The following is a 19,213-nucleotide window of genomic DNA, read 5'->3' as shown; positions in this document are numbered from 1 at the left end:
GCCCATGACCATCGTCCATCCGGTGTCCAAGCCGTATCTCACCGACCGGGAACGCGACTACGTCACCGACGCCGTCGAGTCCGGCTGGATCTCCTCGCAGGGCCCCTACGTGGCCCGGTTCGAGCGGGCCTTCGCCGACTGGAACGGCTCCGCCCACGGCGTGGCCTGCTCGTCGGGGACCACCGCCCTGACCCTGGCCCTGCGCGCGCTGGACATCGGGCCAGGGGACGAGGTGATCGTCCCGGAGTTCACGATGATCGCGTCGGCGTTCGCGGTCACCTACAACGGCGCCACCCCGGTCTTCGTCGACTGCGCCGACGACCTCGACATCGACGTCACCCGGATCGAGGAGGCCATCACCCCGCGCACCCGGGCGATCATGCCGGTGCACGTCTACGGCCGCCGCTGCGACATGGACGCGGTGATGGCCCTGGCGCACGACTACAACCTCTCCGTCGTCGAGGACTCGGCCGAGGCCCACGGCGTCCGCCCGGTGGGGGACATCGCCTGCTTCTCGCTGTTCGGCAACAAGATCATCACCTCGGGGGAGGGCGGGATCTGCCTGACCGACTCCCCGCGCCTCGCCGCCCAGATGGCGCACCTGCGGGGGATGGCGTTCGACCCCGACCACACGTTCCTGCACCGCAAGCTCGCCTTCAACTTCCGGATGACCAACCTGCAGGCCGCCGTGGCGCTCGCCCAGACCGAGGCCCTCGACGAGATCCTCGAGCGCCGCCGGGAGATCGAGAAGCGCTACGACGCCGGCCTCGAGCACGTGCCGGGCCTGACCCGCATGCCCCCGCGCGACGTGCTGTGGATGTACGACCTGCTGCACGAACGCCGTGACGACCTGCGCACGCACCTGAGTTCCGCGGGTGTGGAGACCCGGGTGTTCTTCAAGCCGATGAGCCGTCAGCCGATGTACCTCGACCCGCGCTGGCCGGAGCTCACCGCACACCGCTACGCCGAGACCGGGCTCTACCTGCCCACCCACACCGGGCTGTCCACGGCCGACCAGGACGCGATCATCGACGCGGTCCGGTCCTTCCCGCACGAGGGCTGAGGGCGCGGCGCTCATCGCGGGCAGGTGCCCGCGGTGAGCGCCGCGTCGGCGATGAGTGCCGCGTCGGCCGGGGCGGTGCCGGCCCGGACCGAGAGAGCCGGCCCGGTCCGGGACAGCGATCCCGGACCGACGCCGTCAGCCCGGTCCGATCCAGCTGGTCGGAGCGACGAAGCCGGGCGGGCCGCCCCACGACACCGGCCGGGCCCGCGGCGTGGCGGTGGCGGGGGCGGGCCGCCGAGCGGCCAGGACGGCGGCGACGAGCGCCGCCAGCTCGGCGTCGTCCGGTCGCCCGCGCAGGACGTGGACCGCCGCCGGCACCGGCCCGGGGGAGCCGGTGCCCGCGGTCGTGCGGCCGCTCACGTCGGCGGGTTCCCGTGCTTGCGGAACGGCAGGTCGGCACGCTTGGCACGCAGCACGGCCAGGGCGTCGACCAGGGCGGACCGGGTGTCGGCGGGGTCGATGACGTCGTCGACCAGGCCGGCCTCGGCGGCGTAGTAGGGGTGCATCAGCTCCTGGCGGTACTGTTTGATCCGCTGCAGCCGCGTCGCCTCCGGGTCCGGCGAGCCGGCGATCTCCCGCCGGAAGACGACGTTCGCGGCGGCCTCGGCCCCCATCACCGCGATCTCGTTGGTCGGCCACGCGAGCGAGATGTCGGCGCCGATGGAGCGGGAGTCCATGACGATGTAGGCACCGCCGTAGGCCTTGCGCAGGATCAGCTGCACCCGGGGCACCGTGGCGTTGCAGTAGGCGTACAGGAGCTTCGCACCGTGCCGGATGATCCCGCGGTGCTCCTGGTCGCCGCCCGGGAGGAAGCCCGGCACGTCGACCAGCGTGACCAGCGGGATGCTGAACGAGTCGCAGGTGGACACGAAGCGGGCCGCCTTCTCCGAGGCCGCGATGTCCAGCACGCCCGCGAGCGAGGCCGGCTGGTTCGCCACGATCCCGACGGTGTGCCCGTCGAGCCGGGCCAACCCGCAGACGATGTTCGGCGCCCAGTCCGCGTGCACCTCGAACAGGTCGCCGTCGTCGACGATCTCCGCGACGACCGCGCGCATGTCGTAGGCGCGCGTCGTGTCGGCGGGGACGAGGTCCAGCAGGGACGAGGTGGGCCGGTCGGCGGGATCACCGGTCTGGACCCGTGGTGGCGCCTCCCGGTTGTTGGACGGCAGCAGCGAGACGAGGTGCCGGACGTCGGCGAAGCAGGAGGCCTCGTCGTCGTGGACGAAGCCGGCGGAACCCGACCGCGTCGCGTGCACGTGCGCGCCGCCGAGCCCCTCGTGGTCGATGTCCTCACCGGTGACCGCGGACACGACGTCCGGCCCGGTGATGTACATCTGCGCGACGTCGCGGACCATGAACACGTAGTCGGTGAGTGCGGGGGAGTAGGCGGCGCCACCGGCGCACGGCCCGAGCATCACGCTGATCTGCGGGATCACCCCGGACGAGCGGACGTTGCGGCGGAAGATCCCGCCGTAGCCCGCGAGCGCCGTGACCCCCTCCTGGATGCGGGCCCCGGCCCCGTCGCTGAGCGCGATCAGCGGTGCCCCGGCCGCCTCGGCCATGTCCATGACCTTGTGGATCTTGCTGGCGTGGGCCTCACCGAGCGAGCCGCCGAAGATGCGGAAGTCGTGGGCGTAGACGAAGACCGTCCGTCCGTCGATCCGCCCCCAGCCGGTGACGACGCCGTCGGAGTGCGGCCGGCGGTCCTCGAGCCCGAACCCGTGGGCGCGGTGCCGGCGGAAGCGTTCGATCTCCCGGAACGAACCGGGGTCGAGCAGCAGTTCGAGCCGTTCGTGCACGGTGAGCTTCCCGCGGGCGTGCTGGGCCGCGGTCGCCTGCGCCGACGGGCCGCTGCGGGCCTGCTCACGCAGCTCGGCGAGCTCACCGACCCGCGACCGCAGGTCGGGCTCGGTGGGGTCCCCGGTCGTGCCGACGCCGTCCCTGGTCGTGGTCATGTCCATCCCTCCGTCGGTCGGCTCCGCTCACTTCACGTGGTCGGCGACGACCTGCGGGGGCCACGACCCCATCTCGAACATCCCGAGCGCGTACGCCTTCGAGATCAGCGCCGGACGGTTCTTGACCTTCATGCGGCGCAGCAGGGAGGTGACGTGGTACTCCACCCCGCCGCGGCTGAGGAACAACGTCGAGGCGAGCTGGACGGTGGACGCCCCCGATGCCACCCCTTCGAGGATCTTGGCGTCCATGTCGGACAGGATCCGGCGCGGTCGCGGGACCGGCGCGCCGCGCTCGGCGTGCGGCGCGAGGACGGCGATGACGCCCTCGATCCGGCCCGCCCCGCGGGCGAACGGGGTCGCGGTCAGCTCGCCCTGGAGCTGCCCCTCGGGGGACTGCAGCGTGACCGTGGTGTCCTTCAACCGGGACTGCTGACCGTCGAGCAGCCGCTGCAGCCGACCGTGCACCGCGGTCCGCACGCTCGGGTCGAGCAGGTCACAGAACGCCGACCCGCAGAGGTCCTCGTGCAGCTGCTGACGGAACCGCCGGAACATCTCCTGATTCGCCGCGACGATCCGCAGCGATCGGTCCAGGGACACCATGCAGGACTGGTGCGCCCCGGGGCCGCGTGACTGTGACGAGCGTGTCCCTGTCGTCGACTGGTTCATGTCGCTCCCCTGCGAATCGGGATCCCGGCGTGTTCGGGAGGATCAACTCTTTACGCCGAACGGCTTCCACCGACGTTATGAACCGTTACGCCGGAGCGTCAACGCGGAGTGGCCGCAAGCGCTTAACACTGTGGCTGTGCAGTCACTCGGCCGGGTGGCGAGAGGGGGCGGTGTGTGATGGGTGTCACTACGGTGTGGAGGGGCGGATTCTGGGGGTTTCCTCAGTACGGTCTGCGGCATCGTCGGGGGCTCACCCGGGGCACCTGCACGGCAGGTCCGGGGGCGGGTCATGTCACGGTCATACCGTGGTCATGCTGGAGTCATGGCAACCATCGCCGCAGGTCAGGTGCGGTCGAGGAGGCGGACGAAGCCGTTCGCGGCGAGTTCGGCCAGCCATCCCGTCATGCGGTCGCGGACGACCCAGGGATCGGCCTGCCAGGCGCGGGCCAGCTCCAGGGCGGCATCGCCCAGGACCCACTGAGGTGTTCTCAGTAGCGGGTTGATCATGTCGTGCGGTCGTACTCGGTGTGGAGTAGTACGAGCGCAGCTGCGGTGATCGCGCCGGTGCGCCAGGGACATAGCGTGACTCGCCGCAACGCGGCGAAGGTGGTCTTGAGCAGGGCGTTTCCGCGTTCGGCCAGAGCACGAAGGGCTGAGTGCAGGGTGTTGACGGTGCGCTGGTTGACCGTCTGCCCGCGGCCGGGGGCGAGTTTGATGGGCACGGTGAGCCGGTCGGCTTCGCCTTCGTAGCCGAGGTCGCCCAGCGCGGCGTGGGTGTCGTCGGTGAACGCGGCCAGGCCCTCGAGCAGCCCGGGGTGGGTACGGGCGCAGCGGGTGTCGTGCTCGCGGCCCGGCCGCACGTCGCTGGTCCATAGCGGCCATCCATCAGGTGCGGTGAGGACCTGGATGTTCCCGCCGTGGCGGCGGTGCTTGCCCGACCACCACAGGTCGACCCCGGGGGTGAGGCCGAGCGCGCGGCACCGGTCGGTGGCGATCAGGGTGCCGTCGAGATTCACGTGGGTGTGCCCGGCTGTGCGGGCGGCGAGCAGGGCTCCGTGCAGGCCGGGTGCGGCCGCGGCGAGGACGTCGATGCCTTCGTGCAGGTAACGGTAGGCCGTTGCAGTGCTGATCGCGTTGTCACCGGCCGAACATCGGACCCGGGTAGCATCACAGAACCAGCGGATCACCAGCACTGCCTGGGCGAACGGGGTCAACGCCCGCCGCCGGGTGCCACGTCGACGGCGTTGAAGGACCAGGAGCCGCGCCAGATAGGCCACGGTGCGCTCCCCGATCGGGAGGACAGCGGTGTAGGTGACAGGATCAGACATGCAGGACCTCGGTGACGGTGTCGATCTGTGCTGGACCGAACCGATCTACCGGGGTCCTGCCCCGTTCCCGCTCATCTCACCACCCTCGGCGTGTCGCCACGACCTGCCACCCCGCTACTGAGAACACCTCACTGGGCCCGGCTGAGGCTGACCCACATCGCCGTCTGCGCGGCGGTGCAGAGGAGCGTGTCGGGACTTCCGGCGAGCCGGATTTCCATCCACCCGTTGCTCAGCACGCTGACCGTCATTCCGGGGGCGGGGCCGATCCGTCGATTCCGTGTCTCACGCGACATGGCGCGGCAATTCGTCATCGAGTTCGGACGCGACGTACATCAGAATGTCATCTACGGCGCGACCGCTGTTCATGACGACCAGTGTCGAGGACGTCATGTGCGGATATCACCAGTATCCGACTCCTGTCGGGTGACAGCGGCTCGCCGGCGTTCAGCCCGGGCCGAGGTCGCCGCGGCCACCGATTCCGAGCTTGCGGTAGGCGCTGGTGAGGCGCTTCTCGACGGCGCGCCGGCTGACCCTCAGCTGCTGCGCGATCTGCTGGTTGGAGGCCCCGGCCCGGACCAGGGCCACGGCCTCCTGCTCGCCCGCGGTGAGCCGGCCGGCCCCGGTCCCCGTGGACCGTGACGAGCCGGCATGCGCCGCGACGGCGGCGCCGAGCGGCGCCTCGGCCGACTCTGCCGGTGCGCCTGCCGCGGGACGCGGGGCGAGCACCGGGCGGGGGACGGGGCGGGGCGGGACCGCCCCCCCGCCGGCAGCCCCGGGCCGGGGGACGGTGTCGGGGCAGTGCTCGAGCGCCACCGCGACCCGGTCGGCCTCGGCGCCGTCCTCGGAGTCCGCGAGTACCGCCGACGCCGAGCGCAGGAGGCGCAGGCGCTCCGGCCCTTCGGCGAGCTCGGCACGGACCCGCAGCGCACGGCCGAGTGCGGCCGGTGCCCCCCAGCTCGTGGCGAGCGAGAGCTCGGTCTCGGCGAGGTCGCGGGCGGTGCCGACCTCGCCCAGCCGGGCGGCCAGCAGGGCGGCCCGCCCACGCCACGGGAACACCGCCGGATTGCGCCAGCCCAGGTGGTCCAGGTGACGACCGGCGTCGAGCAGGCACTCCAGCGCCAGTGGGAGGTCCCCGGCGGCCGACGCCGCACCGCTGCGGCGCAGCCGGTGCATCGCGCGCTCGGGCAGTCGCGGACGTGCGAGATCGGTGTCGGTGTCGGTGCCCCGGATCCGGACCTCCTTCACCACGGCGGTGGCCGTCAGGGCCACCGCGAGCGGGGTGACCGGCGCGTCCGGATCGCGGGGGGCGAGACGGACCTCGCGTCCACGCGCGAGTGCGAGCAGGGCGTGCAGATCCGCGGAACGGCCGGCGCCCGCCGCCGCGCCCTGCTGCACGGCGAGCCGGTGCGCCAGCGACCCTGCCCGGTCCGCCGCCACCAGTGCGAGTCCCAGGAGCTCGGGCAGCGCGCCGGTCGGATCCAGCTCGCGGGCCGGGACGATCCGCAGCAGCCGCGCCCCGAGCCCCGCCACGGAGGCGGCCGGCACCCGACCGGAGAGCGCGGCGCCGTGCAACAGGACGGTGATCAGCTCCTGCCCCGCCGAGGTGGACAGCTCCGCGTCCGGATCGGCGAGCACCTCCTGCAGCCTGTCACAGCCGGCCTCCAGTCCCTCGGGCGTCTGCTCGTCGAGCCGGTGCCGACGGGTCCGGATGCGCAGGGCGAGCGGCCGGTCGCCGGCGGTGGCCGGGTCGGCGTCGGCCTGCCGGACCGCGTCGCGGACCTCGGCGGGCGCGGTGACGACGGCTCCCACCGGGAGGGCGGCGATGGCCCGGGCCCTGGCGCGCGGCCCGTCGAGGAGGGGAAGGGCCTGGGCGACGTGCCGGGTGGCGATCGTCGGGGCGTACCCGGACTCGGCAGCGGCCAGGTCGGCCAGGACCGATCCCCGCTCGGCGGGGGACAGGTCCCCGTCGAGCAGTACCCGCCGCAGGTGGTCGGCGGCGGTCCGGCCCCCGCCGACCGGGTCCTCGGCGAGGCACAGTGACGCGGCCGTCCGCAGGGTGTGCACCGCCCACCGCTCCAACGGCGTCGTGCAGGCCAGCAGATGTCCGGCCACCTCCGCCGGGGGCCGTCCGATCTCGTGCAGGAGGCGGGCTGCCTCGGCGTGCACGGTGCACCGGTCGGTGGGGCCGAGGGCGACGTCGGCGACCGCCGGATGGCTCGGGCCGGGCGGGTCACGGTCGAGCAGCAGCCCGGCGTCGACCAGGCGGGCCCGCGCCGTCCTGGCCGCCGCCGCATCGAGACCGGACAGCCGGCGGATCGTCCCCGTGTCGCCGTCGTGGTCGAGCACGACCACGGAGCGCAGGTAGCGGAGGGCCTCGTCGTCCAGGTCGCGCACGGCCCGGGCGAACCGCTCCAGCAGGGCCGGGGGGCGGAGTGCGCCGACCGGCGTCCGCGCTGCGGTGTCGTCCCCGGACGCAGCGGCCTCGGACAGCAGCTGGGTGAGCACCATCGGGTTGCCGAGGCTGGCCGCGTGGAACACGCCCGCTGTCCCCGGCGCCGACCCGGCCCCGATCCACTCCTCGACCACGGCGGTGGTGGCCCGCTCCGACAAGGGGTGGAGCCGGACGTCACGAGCGGTCGCCAGCAGTCTGCGGACCGATCGGCGGTCGGCTCCCCGGTCCCCGGCGAGCACCGAGCACACGAGGGCGACGGGTCGCTCGTGGGCGGACAGGGCGAGCTCGACGAGCCAGTCCAGGGACGGGTCGTCGGCCCACTGGAGATCGTCGACCAGCACCACCAGGGGACTGCCGGGTGCCGTCGTGCGGTCCAGGAACCCGACGGGGTCGGCCAGGGCGGCGTCCTCGGCACCGACCGGGAGGTCGTCCTCGGCACCGACCGGGAGGTCGTCCTCGACACCGACCGGGAGGTCGTCCTCGACACGGTCCCCCGGCAGCAACGGATCGACCAGCTGGTGCACCACCCCGCGGGCGAACTCGCGCTCAGCCGGGGCGGCACACGCCCGCAGCACCTGCATCCCGGTGCTCCCGGCCCTCGCCGCGACGGCCCCGAGCACGGTCGTCCGACCGGAGCCGATCCCCCCGCTCACCACGGCGGTCCCGCCGAGCCCGTCCCGTGCTCCGGCCAGGAGCGACCCGAGCCGTTCGAGTTCGCGCTCACGACCGTGCACGCGACACCTCCGGTGTCGATCCCACGGGGGGCAGCTCGCGCAGTGTCGCGGTGACCAGTGCGATCGGCGCGGGAGCCCCCCACCGGAGTGCCAGCCGGTGCTCGTCGAGTGCCAGCCTGCGGGCGGTGGCGTGGGAGCCGAGCCCGGCCAGCAGGCGGGCGGCCGTCGAGCGCCACGGTGCGATCGCCGGGTTGACCCGGCCCCGGTCGAGGAGCAGGCGACCGCACGCCATCAGCTCGTCGACCGCGTCCTGGGGGGAGCCGGAGAGCATGTGCACGATCCCCCGGACGTAGGTGAGCAACGCGACCCCCGCACGGTCGGTGTCCGAGGTGCTCCCGGCGAGGGCGACCGAGGTCGCCGTGGCCAGGTCACCGTCGACGACGTGCAGCAGCGCCTCGACCGCGTCGAGCAGCGGATCGCAGCCCGGCTTCCGGACGGCGGCAGGGCCGCGCCGGGCGGCACGCAGGTCGCGGCGCGCACCCTCCCAGGCCCCGGCGCGCAGCTCGAGCAGGGCCGAGACGCCCAGCACCAGCGTGGGCACGCGCCCGGCCCCGGCCAGATCCAGGACGAGGCGGCGCATGCCGGCGCGCGCCTCGTCGTGGTGGCCGGAGGCCTGCAGGGTCATCGCGGCCGTCACCCGGGGGACGATCGGGCGGTCCGCGTCCGGGTCCCCGACGACGGCCGCGGCCTCCCGGGCGAGCGCGAGCGCCCGTCGGCGGTCCCGTCCCAGCAGCAGCAGCGAGTACGCCTCGGCGCCGCCGGCGCCCTCGGGTGGCGGGCCGTGGTCGACTCCCGCACCGTCGAAGCCGAGCTGCCGGACCTGGGTTGCGGACGGTCGGCAGGGCGCAGCCGCGCCGGCGAGTGCTCGGCGCGCGGCCCCGGTGTCGCCCTCGGCCAGCAGCAGGTCGATCGCGGAACGTGTCGTGCGGGGACGGGGTGCGTCCCCGCGGTCCGGCGCCGGGTCGTCGTGCGGCTCCGGGTCCGGGCCCGAGGCGGCGAGCCGGGAGAGCAGCCGGCGCGCGGCAGCCGGGTCGTGGTGTGCGCGCGCCGCGGCGAGCGTCGTCGTCAGCGGGCCGCGCAGAGCCGCGGGCACGTTCTCGTCGAACGCGCGTTCGGCAACGGCCGCCGCCTCGGCGTGTCTGCCGGTGGCGAGCAGCTCGCGGGCGCCCCGGTGCAGCAGACCGGCGACCCAGGGCTCGCCCTGGACCGGCGCCGCCAGCAGCACCCGGGCGATGTCGGACTCGGGCAGCGCGGCCCGGCGGGCCGCACGTGCCGCCCGCGTGAAGAGGGCGCGTCGCTCGGCGAGGGGCACGCGGCTCAGTACGACGTCCGCGGCGACCGGGTCCAGCACCGCCGGGTGGGTCCCGGCCAGGAGCCCGGTCGCGGCGAGCCGGGGACCGAGGTCTCCGCCGTGTCCGGTGGCCGGTCCGATGCGCCCGGCCAGCGCCGCGAGCGGACGACCGCACACCGCGATGCCGGTCAGCGCGTGGCGCAGGTCGTCGGGGAGGCCGTCGACGACCGCGTTCGCGTGGTCCTGCCGGGCCCTGTCGACGACGCGGGCCAGCCGGGCCGGGTCCCCGTCGCCGTCCCAGCGGTCGAGAACCGTCGACAGGACCGCCGGCACGCCGCCGGTCGCGCGCCGCAGCCGGACGGCGGTGGCGCGGTCCGGGACGTGGCCCAGCCGGTCGGTGACCGTGTCGCGGACCTCGGCGAGGGTGAGCCGGGCGGTCCGGACGACCGTGTCCTCCGGCGGACCCGGCGCCAGCGCCCACGACGAGCCCCCGTGGGTGCCGGTGTCGGACACGAGGACCCCGAACGAGGCGTGGTGCCGTCGTCGGAGCAGCATCTGCAGCCACTCCTGGCTCAGGGGGTCGGCCCACTGCAGGTCGTCGACCACGAGGAGCAGCGGCCGTCGACGCGCGGACTCCAGGACCGTGCGGCAGTACCGGTGCAGCGCCGCATGGTCGACCCGGCCCGGCGCGGTGGGCGGGAGCGGCTCGCCGGGGCGGGGCCCGCACGCCGCGATCAGGCGGGACGTCGTCGACAGCGGACGGTCGTGGCGGCCCTCGACGGCGCGCGCGGCCAGTACGCGGACACCGCGTTCCCCGGCCCTGTCCGCTGCCCACCGCAGCAACGTGGACCGCCCCGTACCTGGCTCGCCCAGGACGACGGTGAAGGTCGGAGTGCCGCCCGCGACCCGGCGCACCGTCTCCAGGAGCGCGGCGTGCGGCCTGCGCCGGTCCGGGCCCGCGGTCACGCCGCGCCGCCACGGTCGGCGGCGACCAACGGGGCGAGCCCGGTCCGGTCGGTGACGTCGAGCTTCCGGAACGCGCTCGTCAGGTGCACCTCGACGGTGCGGACCGTGATGAACAGCGCCCGGGCGATCTCCCGGTTGCGGGCACCCCCGGCGGCCAGGCGCACCACCCGCCGCTCGGCGGAGGTGAGGGGGTCCAGCGGAGAACCCGTCGGCCGCCGCATCCGGCCGCCCGCGCGGTGCAGGGCCGCCCGCGCCCGGGAGGCCTCCCGCGTCGCCCCGCAGCGGGCGGCGAGGGTCGCGGCCTCGCGCAGCTGACGGCGTGCCTCGATCACGTGCCCCGAGGCGAGCAGGCCGGTACCCCATCGGAGACGGGCCTCCACCAGCTCCGACCGGGCGGGTGAGTCGTCGAGCACCGCCACCGCCTCGGCCAGCAGATCCAGCCCGTCCGGACCGGGGGTCGTCGCACCGCGGGCGGTGAGCGCGAGCCCGCGGGCCCTGGGGGTGCCCCACCGCGCGGCCAGCGCCGCGCCGTGCTCGACGACCGGGGCCGCGTCGTCGGGTCTCCCGAGATCGGCGAGGAGCAGGGCGGCACGCGCCCACCAGGGCGCGAACACGGCGTTGGCGATGCCGTCCTCGTCGAGGGCGGCGCCGCACCGCCGGTACAGCGCCAGTGCCCTGGTGTGCCGGCCGCGGGCCGCCGCGACGTCGCCCCGGGCGAGCAGCAGGTCGTGGTGCTCCCAGGTGAGGTCCTCGTCCCACCGGTGCTGCCGTGCGGCCAGGACCTCCGTCGCCCGGTCGACCGCGCCCCGACGCAGGTGCACCCCCGCCAGGACGATCGACGGGGTTCCGGTGCCGCAGTCCCGACCCGCCCGGCGGGCGGTCTCCATCGCCTCGCACGCAGCGGCCTCCGCCGCGGCCAGCTCCCCCGTGGCGAGACGGGCCTCGGCCAGCCCGCTCGTGGCCAGGGTCCGCGTCCAGGACGAGACCTCGTGCCCGGGGCGCCGCAGCACGCCCTCCAGCAGGGCGACGGACTCCTCGCAGCGGTCGGCCAGGCGCAGGACCCGCGCACAGGCCAGCGCCGTCCAGCCGGCGAGCTCGGTGTGCTCGCGGGGTGCCGCCCGACGAGCCAGCTCGACGGTCCTCGCGGGATCGCGTCCCGCGAGGAGCAGGGCGGTCGCGAGCATCGCGAGCTTGTGCCGGCCGGCTTCGGTGTCGCCCTCGGGGACGTCGGTCCGGTACGCCCGCTCGATCGTGCGGGCGACCGTCCGCCGCCGGTCCAGGCCGACGACGAGCAGCACCGCCTCGGCCGAGGTGCGCAGGTCCGCTGGTCGTGGCAGGACCTGCGGCTCGTCGTCCACGGCGTCGCGGTGGTCGAGCTCCTCCAGCGCCGACCGGAGGACCGCGGCCGCGTCCGCGGGGCCCCGGGCCGGCAGCGAGGCCATCGCGAGCTGCACGGCGACCTGCATCCGACGGGCCGGGTCCACCGCCGACGCGTGCGCGACGCGCAGGTGCTCGACCGCGCCGGTCGGGTCGGACACGGCGAGCGCGGAGGCCAGGCGCGACCGCAGGGCGACGTCGGCCGGCCGCGCGTCCACCACCGGGGCGAGATACCGCGCGAGGTCGGCGAACGCGGACCGGTCGGCCGCACGGTCGGCGGCCTCCTGGAGCACGGTCAGCATCCACGGCTCGGCGGGGTCGGGCAGCTGCAGCAGCAGCTCCGCGATGCGCTCGGCCGGCGCGCCCGCGTCGTTCAGCACGCGTGCGGCGCGCCGCCGGAGCCGTCCCAGCTCGTGGTCGGGGATCCGGTCCAGGACCGCTGTACGCAGGCGGTCGTCACCGAGGTCCGTGCCGTCGGGGGTGAGCACCCCGGTCCGGGCGAGGGCACGCACGGCGCCGGCGGTCGGGACGGGGCCGACCCCCGCGACGGCGGCGAGCGTCCCGATGGTGGACGGCCCCGCGACCGCGAGCGCCGCCGTGAGGCGTCCGACGCACGGACCTCCGGAGCGCAGGTGCCAGTCGACCGTCTCGTCGGTCCGGCGGCGGGAGCTCCCCGTCCGCTCCGCCACCGGAGGTGGGGGGAGCGGTGTCGCGGTCCTGGCCCGCTCCGCGGGGCGCAGGGCCAGCGTCTCGGTCGACGGGGCACGCAGGGGCCAGAGCCGTTCGGGGAGGACCCCGTCGACGTCGGTGCGCGCCGCGAGGACGAGTCCGATCGGGAGGCGGTGCATCCGGCGCAGGAGGAACCCCAGGAAGGCCAGCGACCCGGCATCGCAGCAGTGGACGTCGTCGACGACCAGCAGGAGGGGACCGCGCGCGACGAGGCTCGTGGTGAACCGGTGGAGAGCGCGCAGCCGGCGGTGGAGCTCGTCCGGTGTCGCGGTGGGGCCGAGCTCGTCGAGGACCGTCGCGACGTCGTCGGCGTGACGCGCGGTCGGACCCAGCAGGTGGCCCACCGTTCCGAACGGGGTGGGTTCGGGGTCCTGTCGGCCGGTGGCGTGCAGCAGCCGGACGTCGTGGTCGTGGTGCCGGCGCAGGGTGTCGAGCAGGGCCGTCTTGCCGGTCCCGGGTGCGCCGGTCAGCAACCGGGCGATCGGCCTGCCGGCGGCGACGGTCGCGGGTGCTGCGGTGAGCCAGGCCCATTCCGTGGCCCACCAGGACAGGTGGGCCGGCGGTCCTTCCCGCACCGTCACCGCCCTCCTCTCCCGGTACCGCCCGGTCGACTCCGTGCCGTCGGCGGCCTGCGCCGGGGCGTCCCGGGTGCGGTCGGTGGGGGGACGCCTCGCCGGGCACCCCCCTCGACGTGGGGAAACTCGGCCGCGAGCTCACGTATGACGGTACGAAGATCGAAACGAGGGCGTCAACGACCTGGCCCCGTAAGCGCTTAACATTGTGGACCGCCCGGCGGCTCGTGAGGGAGGTGTGGTTCGGTGTGTGGTCTAGGTCACTTCGGTGTGTGCGTCACGAGGCCGGCGGCCAGGAGGCCGTCCAGCCAGTCGTTCATCCGGTCGCGCACGTTCCACGGCTGGCAGCCCCACGCGTCGGCGAGGCGGATCGCGGCGTCGCCGACGTGCCATCCGTTCTCGGCCAGGCAGAGCCACATCGCGGTCTCCTCGAGGTTGCACAGCAGCGCACCACCACCGGGGTGGTGCAGCTCCATCCAGCCGTTGTCCAACACGCGGGCGTCGACACCGGGCACGGGTCGGACGGTCACGCCGCCCACCCTGGCCGACGGCCGCCATGGATGTCACGCCGGTTCCGAGGACGAGGGCGCCGCGGGTGCCCGTCGGCCGCGTGCCGAGGACGACGGGATGGAGGAGGCTGGGCGTCGGCACGGCCGACGAGCGGGGGAGACGCGATGACCGACCTCGGGTCCGGGCCCGGCGCGGTCTTCACACCCGCCGACCGCGCGTTGCTCGCCCTGTTCGACACCGCGGTCGACCGGCCCCTCGGCCCCCGCACCGACGACGGCCGCGGCAGCCTGCTGGTGGTCGCCGGCCCGGTCGGGAGCGGGCGGACCGCCGCGTTGGGGGACTGCACCGTGCGTGCCGGTGGGCGTGGGGCGGTCACCCTGACCGCGCGCTGCCACCCCGTCGACCGGCAGGTCCCCGGCGCGGTCGTGCGGAGCCTGCTCGGTCCCCGGGGCGCGGGAACCGGTGTCGCGGGCCCGACCGGGCGACCGGAGGCGGACCTCGCGGACCTGCTGACCGGCCGGCCGGGAGTGCTCGTCGTCGACGACGCCGAGCACTGCGACGACCTGTCGGCGGGGTGGTTGGCCGATCTCGTCGATCCCGGCGCGCGGCTTCCGGTCGTCGTTCTCCTCGGGGCCCTCGGGAACGGTGCGTCGGGCCTCCCCGACCCGCTGGCGGCACGGGCGGAGGTGGTGCACGTCCTCGAGCCCCTGGAACCCGTCCGGGTGGACGCGGCCGTGCGCGCCCGCTGGGGCCGGGAGGTCGGCGACGGTGTGCTCGCCGCGGTCCGGGAGGTCACCGGGGGGAACCCGCTGCTGTTGGCCGGGCTGTTGGACCTCCCGGACCCGCCCGACCCCGCGCGGGTGCGACGAGCCGGTTCGCCCCGTCTGCGGCTGCGGTTCGACGATGCGCTGCGCCGGTCGTCCCGGGACGTCGGGGAGCTGCTCGCGACGGTGGCGGTCCTGGGGGAGCACGCCACCCCGCAACGGTGCGCCGCGCTGGTCCCCGCGGCCGGGGCGGACCTCGCCGCAGCCCGTCGTGACGCGGTTGCCGCCGGGCTGCTGCTGGACGAGGCAGCCCCGCGGCTGCGGCACCCGCTGGTCGGCTCCGCGGCCCTGGCGGTCCTGGATCCGCAGGAGCGCCGCCGCCTGCGTCTCGACGCGGCCGCGCTGCTCGCCGAGTCGGGCGAGCCGTCGGCGGCCGCCGACGTGCTGCACGACGTCGCGGGAACGCTGCCCGACGACATGGTCGCGGTCCTGTGCGACGCGGCCGACTGGTCGCTCCGGCAGGACGCACCGGACATCGCGGCCCGGCACCTGCAGCGCGCGCTCCTCGCCCATCCGACCGCCGCGCGCCGGGCGGAGGTGCTCGCGCGGCTCGCCGTCGTGGAGCGCGGCCTGCATCCCGGACGGGCCCGGCTCCGTGCGGTTCAGGCGGTCCCGTTGCTGCAGGGACTGCGCGAGCGCGCCGCGGCGCTGTGCGACGCCGGTGCGCTGGGACTGCATCTCGACCCCGCTCCGTCGGTCGCCCTGCTGCGCCGCACCGCGGCCGAGGTCGCAGGGGTCGAGGACCCCGACGACGACCTGCGCGACCTCGGACTGCGACTACAGGCCCGGGTCCACCAGCTCGACGGTCTCGAGGCGGCCGGGGTGGCCCGCAACGTCGCGCGTCTGCGTGAGCTCACCCGCGGCGGGGAGCCGCCCCTCGGCACGGCCGGTGAACGGGAGCGGATGGCGGTCCTGGTCCACTCCGCCGCGGTGGCCGGGGCACTCCCGGCGGCGCAGGTCGCCGAGCTCGCCCGGCGGATCCTCGACGCCGACCCCACCGCGAGCGCGCACGTGCACACCCCGACCGCCGCCGTGATCCCCTGCCTGTGCATGTCCGAGGCCACCTCCGGGCTCCCGGCCGTACTCACGACCGCGTCGGCGACCCCGGGCATCGCCCCGGTCACCGCCGCCGTGCTGCAGGCCGAGTACGCCGCGGTGCTGGTGTGCGGCAACCGGCCGGACGAGGGCGGGGAACTGAGCCGGACGGCCTACCGGGAGCTCGTCGCCCGTGCCCCCGGGACCGCACTCGCCGCGACCTTGCTCGTCCCGCTGTTCACCGCGGTGCACGACCCGGACCTGGCCCGTCGGGTCGTCGCGGACACCGATGCGCTGCCCGAGGTGCCCGACGACGTCGTCGCCGGGACAGCCATGCTGCGGGCCCAGGTCGCGGTGGCCGACGGTCTCCCGGCGGACGCACTGCGCCTGAGTCTGGAGGCCGGACGCGAGTTCGACCGGATCGGCTGGGTCGACGCGCCCCAGCCGTGGCGGAGCTGGGCGATCGAGCTCCGGCGCAGGGTCGGTGACGTCGGGGGCGCGCGTGAGCTCAGCGCGCGTGAGCTCGGGCTCGCCAGGGCGTGGGGGGCACCTGCCCGGCTGGGCCGTGCCCTGAGGACGGCCGGGGAGCTGGAGTCCGGCACCGCCGCCGTCGCGTTGCTGCGGGAGGCCGTCGAGGTGCTTCGGCAGAGCTCGGACCGGGCGGAGGGCCGACGGGCCGCCCTGGCGTTGCGCCGCCGGACGGCCGGGCCGGTGCCGGTGCCCCCCGAGGACGCCTGTGGTCCGTCACGGCTGGCCGGACGACCGGCGGACCGCCGGCACGGTCTCACCCCGAGGGAGTACCGGACGGCGGAGCTGGCCGCGGGCGGGCGTACGAACCCCGAGATCGCCACGGTGCTCGGGACCAGCGTCCGGGGCGTCGAGAAGCACCTCACGCGGATCTACCGCAAGCTCGGTGTGGCCGGTCGGCCGGCACTGGGCCGGATGTGGGAGGAGGGGTCCGATCTCCACCGCTGACGGTCCGGACCCCGGACGACTGCTGGATCGTGACGCCGAGCTCGCCGCGGTCCGGGCCGCGGTCGACGCCGTCGCCGCCGGGCATCCACGGACGGTGGTCGTCGTCGGGCCGGCCGGATCCGGTCGCACGACGCTGCTCGAGGTGACCGCCGGGCTCGCCGCGGCCCGCGGGCTGCCCGTACGGCGTCTCGGGGGGCCCGGCCCCCTCCCCGGCGGACCGCTCGTCGTCCTCGTCGACGACCTCGACGACGCTGGTGCGGAGGTCGGCCTGCGTGCGGCCGGGCTGGCACGGAGGTCGGCGGGCCCGGCGCCGGTCCTGATCGTCGCCGCGCTGCGCGGCACGGGCTCGGGCCGCAGCACGCCCGGGGCGGTGACCGCCGACGACGTGGCGGCCTGCCTCGGCCCGGCGCCCCCGGCGGCGCGGCCGGCGATCGACGCGCTCCTGACCGCTGCCGGTGCCCGGCTGCTGCCGCTGCTGCCGCTGCGGTCGGCGTCGACGCGGACGGTGCTGGACGCCGCGGACTGGCCGGTCGACGCGGTCGAGGCCGCGCGCGCGGCGACCGCGGGACTGCCCGGATGGCTGGCCGCGCTGGGCACCGAGCTCGCCGCCGACGGCGCGGACCGGACCGGCCGCGCCGTGAAGCCCGCTCTCGTGCGCGCGGCGGCCGAGCGGGCCACCGCCGACCGGCTGCCGGCCGTGCTGCGGCGCCTCGGCCCCGAGGCGACCGCGCTGGTGCGCGCCGTCGCCGTGCTCGGGACCGGGGCCGGCCGGGACACCGTCGCGGCGCTGTCCGAGCTGGACGACATCGCCCGGGAGGCGGCATCGGCCCGGTCGGCCGCGTTCGGGGTCCTGGAGGCCGACGGCGTCCGGTTCCTGCTCCCGCAGGCCGCCGCCGTCGTCCTCGCCACCACCGACCCAGCGACCCTGCGGTCCACCCGCGCGCGGGCCGCGCGGATCCTCGACGCCGGCGGTGCCGCCCCGGAGACCGTCGCCGACCAGCTGCTCGGTGCGGGACCGCCGTCCGACGCCGCGGCGGTCGCGGTCCTCCGGACGTCCGGGACGGCGCTGCTCGCCGGCGGGCAGCCGGGCCGGGCGGCGCTGCATCTCGGGCACGCGCTGACCGGGCCGGTCCCCGTGAGCGACCGAGCCGCCCTGCTCACCGATCTCGCCGTCGCCGAGCGCAGCGCCGACCCCCGCCGTGCGCTGTCCCACCTGGACGCCGCGCTGGCGGTGCTGGCGGACCCGGTCGAGCGAGCACGGACCACGCTGCGGCTCGTCCCCCTGCTGGCCGGCGCCGGGACCGGTGCGCTGCTCCGCCGGATCGACGCGGCCCGGGACGGGTTGCCCGCCGCCGACCCGCCGTCCGACCTGCGGATGCGGCTGGCGGCCCTGGAAGCGCACGTCGCGGCGGGGGACCTGCGCCACATCGGCCGCATCCACTCCTGGTCGGCGGGCACGGAGCGCGCCCGCACCGCATCCGGCCCGGGCGCCCGGGCGGTCCGGGGAGCCCACGCGCTCTGCTCCGCGTGGGCTCTACGCGCGACCGCCGCCACCACGGAGCGGCGGCTCGCCGCCGCGCTCGGCGAGACCGACGAGTCCTTCCTGCGGCCCCTACGGGTCGCCGCGCTGGGCGTGGTGGAGCGGACCGGTGGCGATGCGTCCCGGCACGCCGAGGACGAGCGTGTCCTGAGGAGCGCCCGGCGCCGGGACCGGCCCGTCGTGCGGGCGCTGCTCCGCGCGGAGCGCGCTCTGGAACGCCTGCGCTCCGGCCACGTGCTCGACGCCCTGGCCGACGGGTTGCAGGCGCTGGAGGACCGCGGTGACGACATGGACCACGTCGTCGGCCCCGTCCGGTACGTCGTGGGCATCGCGCTGATCGAGGCCGGCCGCCCGCAGGAGGCCGTCCGACGGCTGCGTCCCGGCCCCGACGAGCCGGACCGCTGGTCGTGGCGGCACAGCTGGGTCCTCACCGCGCGGGCTGCCGCGGCCCAGGCGTCGGGCCGGCCGGAGGAGGCGCTGCGGCTGCTCGACGACGTCGAGCGGCGGATGCGTGCGGCCGGGGCGCTGAACCCGGCACCGCTGGACTGGTGGGAGCGGCTGTCGCTGCTCGCCCTCGGCGCGGGCGACACCACGCGCGCCGCAGAGCTGGCCCGCGAGCAGCTGGGTCTGGCCCGCCGCTGGCGGGCCTCCGGTGCGCTGGGGTCCGCACTGCGTACGTCCGGGCTGGTGACCCCCGGCCGGGCCGGCACGACACTGCTCCGGCGGGCCCACGACGAGCTGGCCGGCTCGCCACGAACCCTGGAGTGGATCCGGTGCGGTCTCGATCTCGCCGAGCGCCTCGGGCCGGGCGACCCCGACGCGACCCGTCTCGCCACCGAGGCACTGGCGCTCGCCGAGGCACGTGGCGCGCGGCTGCAGGCCGACCGTGCCCACGCGCTGCTCCCGGCCGGCGAGGAGCATCGCGTGGGCACGGGTCGCCGGAACGGAGGTCTCACCGCCGCCGAGCGCGAGATCGCCCGGCTGGCCGCCTCGGGGATGACGAACCCCGAGATCGCGGGCGCGCTGCACCTGACCCGACGGACCGTGGAGCTCCACCTCACCCGGGCCTACCGCAAGCTCGGCATCTGCGGGCGACACGAGCTGGGGGAGGCCCTCGGCGGCGCGGTGACCCCCGCGCGACCGCCCCGGGCACCGTGACGGCCGACCCCGCAGCCGACGACCGCGCTCGACGGCCG

At 76.0% G+C, this 19,213-nt stretch carries 12 protein-coding genes; 3 read left to right on the top strand and 9 right to left on the bottom strand.

Going from position 1 to position 19,213, the window contains the following annotated elements:
* The first annotated feature begins 4 nt into the window (after positions 1-4).
* Positions 5-1,063, top strand: coding sequence for a DegT/DnrJ/EryC1/StrS family aminotransferase (locus tag Ae505Ps2_RS24495; RefSeq protein ID WP_075306857.1), 1,059 nt, complete (start codon positions 5-7; stop codon positions 1,061-1,063).
* Positions 1,064-1,198: 135 nt separating this feature from the next.
* Here Ae505Ps2_RS24495 and Ae505Ps2_RS24490 read toward each other — a convergent pair whose 3' ends face one another.
* From Ae505Ps2_RS24490 to Ae505Ps2_RS24455, 9 genes are all read right to left on the bottom strand, one after another.
* Entirely contained in the window at positions 1,199-1,423 is a 225-nt protein-coding gene (locus Ae505Ps2_RS24490; protein WP_075306855.1) for an acyl-CoA carboxylase epsilon subunit, read from the bottom strand.
* Entirely contained in the window at positions 1,420-3,018 is a 1,599-nt protein-coding gene (locus tag Ae505Ps2_RS24485; RefSeq protein ID WP_075311914.1) for an acyl-CoA carboxylase subunit beta, read from the bottom strand. Before Ae505Ps2_RS24485 ends, Ae505Ps2_RS24490 begins: the two co-directional genes overlap by 4 nt.
* Before the next feature lie 27 nt (positions 3,019-3,045).
* Positions 3,046-3,618 (bottom strand): LuxR C-terminal-related transcriptional regulator, encoded by a 573-nt coding sequence (locus Ae505Ps2_RS24480; protein ID WP_158071499.1) that lies wholly within the window; start codon positions 3,616-3,618, stop codon positions 3,046-3,048.
* 408 nt (positions 3,619-4,026) lie between these two features.
* Entirely contained in the window at positions 4,027-4,191 is a 165-nt protein-coding gene (locus Ae505Ps2_RS32135) for a hypothetical protein (RefSeq protein ID WP_170917083.1), read from the bottom strand.
* The gene (locus Ae505Ps2_RS24475; protein WP_075553319.1) at positions 4,188-5,012 is read right to left on the bottom strand and encodes a transposase family protein; all 825 of its coding nucleotides are present in this window, start codon (positions 5,010-5,012) and stop codon (positions 4,188-4,190) included. Before Ae505Ps2_RS24475 ends, Ae505Ps2_RS32135 begins: the two co-directional genes overlap by 4 nt.
* A 444-nt stretch (positions 5,013-5,456) precedes the next feature.
* Complete coding sequence (locus tag Ae505Ps2_RS24470) at positions 5,457-8,198, bottom strand: LuxR family transcriptional regulator (protein WP_075554032.1); 2,742 nt, start codon at positions 8,196-8,198, stop codon at positions 5,457-5,459.
* Positions 8,185-10,455, bottom strand: coding sequence for an ATP-binding protein (locus Ae505Ps2_RS24465; protein ID WP_075306847.1), 2,271 nt, complete (start codon positions 10,453-10,455; stop codon positions 8,185-8,187). The genes Ae505Ps2_RS24470 and Ae505Ps2_RS24465 overlap by 14 nt, the downstream gene beginning before the upstream one ends.
* Positions 10,452-13,142: a LuxR family transcriptional regulator gene (locus tag Ae505Ps2_RS24460; protein WP_075554031.1), complete on the bottom strand. Its 2,691-nt coding sequence runs from the start codon at positions 13,140-13,142 to the stop codon at positions 10,452-10,454. The genes Ae505Ps2_RS24465 and Ae505Ps2_RS24460 overlap by 4 nt, the downstream gene beginning before the upstream one ends.
* A 251-nt stretch (positions 13,143-13,393) precedes the next feature.
* Positions 13,394-13,663, bottom strand: coding sequence for a hypothetical protein (locus Ae505Ps2_RS24455; RefSeq protein WP_139320211.1), 270 nt, complete (start codon positions 13,661-13,663; stop codon positions 13,394-13,396).
* 144 nt (positions 13,664-13,807) lie between these two features.
* Here Ae505Ps2_RS24455 and Ae505Ps2_RS24450 point away from each other — a divergent pair, with 144 nt between their 5' ends.
* Together Ae505Ps2_RS24450 and Ae505Ps2_RS24445 are read left to right on the top strand one after the other, a co-directional pair.
* A complete protein-coding gene (locus tag Ae505Ps2_RS24450; protein WP_075333527.1) occupies positions 13,808-16,477 on the top strand; it encodes a LuxR C-terminal-related transcriptional regulator in 2,670 nt (889 codons plus the stop codon).
* Positions 16,416-19,175: a LuxR family transcriptional regulator gene (locus Ae505Ps2_RS24445; RefSeq protein WP_075306839.1), complete on the top strand. Its 2,760-nt coding sequence runs from the start codon at positions 16,416-16,418 to the stop codon at positions 19,173-19,175. Before Ae505Ps2_RS24450 ends, Ae505Ps2_RS24445 begins: the two co-directional genes overlap by 62 nt.
* Positions 19,176-19,213: the final 38 nt, after the last annotated feature.

The organism is Pseudonocardia sp. Ae505_Ps2 (genome assembly GCF_001932425.1).
Lineage (GTDB): Bacteria > Actinomycetota > Actinomycetes > Mycobacteriales > Pseudonocardiaceae > Pseudonocardia.
Note: the sequence above shows the minus strand (reverse complement) of the source record. Positions and strands in the feature narration are given on the sequence as shown.

Excerpts from the sequence above, each read along its gene's own strand:
- Ae505Ps2_RS24475 (WP_075553319.1), bottom strand. The coding sequence starts at position 5,012 with ATGTCTGATCCTGTCACCTACACCGCTGTCCTCCCGATCGGGGAGCGC.
- Ae505Ps2_RS24450 (WP_075333527.1), top strand. The coding sequence starts at position 13,808 with ATGACCGACCTCGGGTCCGGGCCCGGCGCGGTCTTCACACCCGCCGAC.
- Ae505Ps2_RS24485 (WP_075311914.1), bottom strand. The coding sequence starts at position 3,018 with ATGACCACGACCAGGGACGGCGTCGGCACGACCGGGGACCCCACCGAG.
- Ae505Ps2_RS24480 (WP_158071499.1), bottom strand. The coding sequence starts at position 3,618 with ATGGTGTCCCTGGACCGATCGCTGCGGATCGTCGCGGCGAATCAGGAG.
- Ae505Ps2_RS24495 (WP_075306857.1), top strand. The coding sequence starts at position 5 with ATGACCATCGTCCATCCGGTGTCCAAGCCGTATCTCACCGACCGGGAA.
- Ae505Ps2_RS32135 (WP_170917083.1), bottom strand. The coding sequence starts at position 4,191 with ATGATCAACCCGCTACTGAGAACACCTCAGTGGGTCCTGGGCGATGCC.